Source organism: Streptomyces sp. NPDC029014 (genome assembly GCF_055564695.1).
Map to the genome: position 1 here is coordinate 1 of NZ_JBVHVT010000208.1, position 2,206 is coordinate 2,206.

Sequence of the window (2,206 nt, forward strand, 5' to 3'; positions counted from 1 at the left end):
GCCCCTCCAACGCGTGGAGGAACCACAGCCGACGCTGCGCCGCCGACAGCGGCACCCGCGCCGGACGCTCCCCCGCCGTCAACGCCTTCCGCGCCTCATCCGCACCCACCAGACGCAACGCCAGACCCGCCACCGTCGGCGACTCGAACACCGCACGGATACCGACCTCCCGCCCGAAGGCGGTACGGATCCGGCTCACGAGGCGGGTGGCGAGCAGCGAGTGGCCGCCGAGTTCGAAGAAGTCGTCGTCGGGGTTGACGGCGGGCAGGTCGAGGACGTCGGCGAAGACCTGGCAGAGCAGTTCTTCGCGGGCGTCGGCGGGCCGGCGGCCGCTGCTGCCGGCGGTGGACCACTGCGGTGCGGGGAGCGCCGCCCGGTCGACCTTGCCGTTGGGCGTCAGCGGGAACGCGTCCAGGACCACCAGGGCAGCCGGAACCATGTAGTCCGGCAGCCCGGTGGCGATCTGCGCCCGGACCGCCGCCGGGTCCGCGTCGCCGACGTAGTAGGCGACCAGCTGCCGGTTCCCCGGACGGTCCTCACGGACCACCGCCGTCGCCCCGGCCACGCCTGTCACGGCATTCAGGGCGGACTCGACTTCGCCCAGTTCGATGCGGAAGCCCCGCACCTTCACCTGGAAGTCGGTGCGGCCGATGTACTCCACAACACCACCGGCCGTCCAACGCACCAGGTCGCCCGTGCGGTACATCCGCGCATCCGCGGAGCCGAACGGGTCCGCCACGAAACGCTCCGCCGTCAGCGACGGACGACCGAGATAGCCACGGGCCAGGCCTTCACCAGCGATGTACAGCTCACCCGGCACACCGGGAGCCACCGGACGCAGGGCCGCATCCAGCACGTACACCCGCGTGTTGGCGATCGGACGCCCGATCGTCACCGCGTCCGAAGCCGTCACGTCCGCGACCGTCGACCAGATCGTGGTCTCGGTCGGGCCGTACAGGTTCGTCACCGAGCGGGCGGCCCCGGCCAGCGTCACCGCCAGATCCGACGGCAGCGCCTCGCCACCGACCAACACCCGCAGGCCGGACAGGTCCACCGAAGCCTCTACGAGCGCGTGCCACAGGCTCGGCGTCGCCTGCATCACCGTCGCATCCGACGCCTTCAGCAGAGCACCCAGGATCGACGGATCCTTGACCGCCTCACGGTCGGCGAGGATCAGGCCTGCGCCGTTCAGGAGCGGCAGATACATTTCCAGGCCGGCGATGTCGAAGCCGACCGTCGTCACCGCCAGCATCCGGTCGTCGGCGGAGAGTTGGAAACGGTCCTGCATCGCGCCGAGGAAGTTGGCCAACGCGCCTTCGGGGACCACGACGCCCTTGGGCCGACCCGTGGATCCGGAGGTGTAGATCGCGTAGGCGGCCCGGCTCGGATGGCCGGGCACGCCGAGGTCACCGGCGTCGTACGCGTCGCCCGCGCCGAATCCCGCAAGGACCTCTTCGGTCAGCGTCAGCACCGGACGCGAGTCTTCGAGAACGTACGCGATGCGGTCCTCGGGGAACTCCGGGTCCACCGGAACATAAGCCGCACCCGACTTCAGGACCGCCAGCAGCGAGACCACCAGGTCCACCGACCGCGGCAGCACCACCGCCACGAACTTCTCCGGACCGGCACCCTGCTCCACCAAAAAGCGCGCCAGCCGATTCGCCCGGGCATTCAACTCGCCGTAGGACAAAGAGGATTCACCGAAGGTGAGCGCCATCCCATCCGGCGTCGCCGCCACCTGCGCCTCGAACCGCTTCACCACCGACACCTCGGCAGCACCGGTCACCGCCGTGTCGTTCCACTCCGCCAGCACCCGTTGCCGCTCGTCCGCACCCAGGACGTCCACCGCGCTGACCGGCTCCTCCGGAGCCGACACCAGGGCCTCGAGGACGCGGACGAACCGCTCGCCCAGGTCTTCGGCACTCGCCTCGTCGAACAGGTCCGAGGCGTATTCGATCTCGCCGCTGATCCCTGCGGGCATGCCGTCTCCGTCATGGCGCTCGAACAGGGCGAACGACAGGTCGAACTGCGAGACCGTCGTGGTGGAGTCGCCCGCGGAGACCTGGAGGCCGGGCAGCGCGAGCGATGCCTCGGTGTTGTTGTCGAAGAGCACCATCACCTGGAACAGCGGGTGGTGGGCCAGCGAGCGCTGCGGGCTGACGACCTCGACCAGGCGCTCGAACGGCACGTCCTGGTGCGCGTACGC

General features: G+C 70.2%; 1 protein-coding gene. It reads right to left on the reverse strand.

Annotation, left to right across the window (positions count from 1 at the left end):
- Positions 1-2,188: non-ribosomal peptide synthetase (locus ACZ4VL_RS40475; RefSeq protein ID WP_468211002.1), on the reverse strand; the 2,188-nt coding region annotated here is incomplete at its 3' end.
- Positions 2,189-2,206 lie beyond the last annotated feature (18 nt).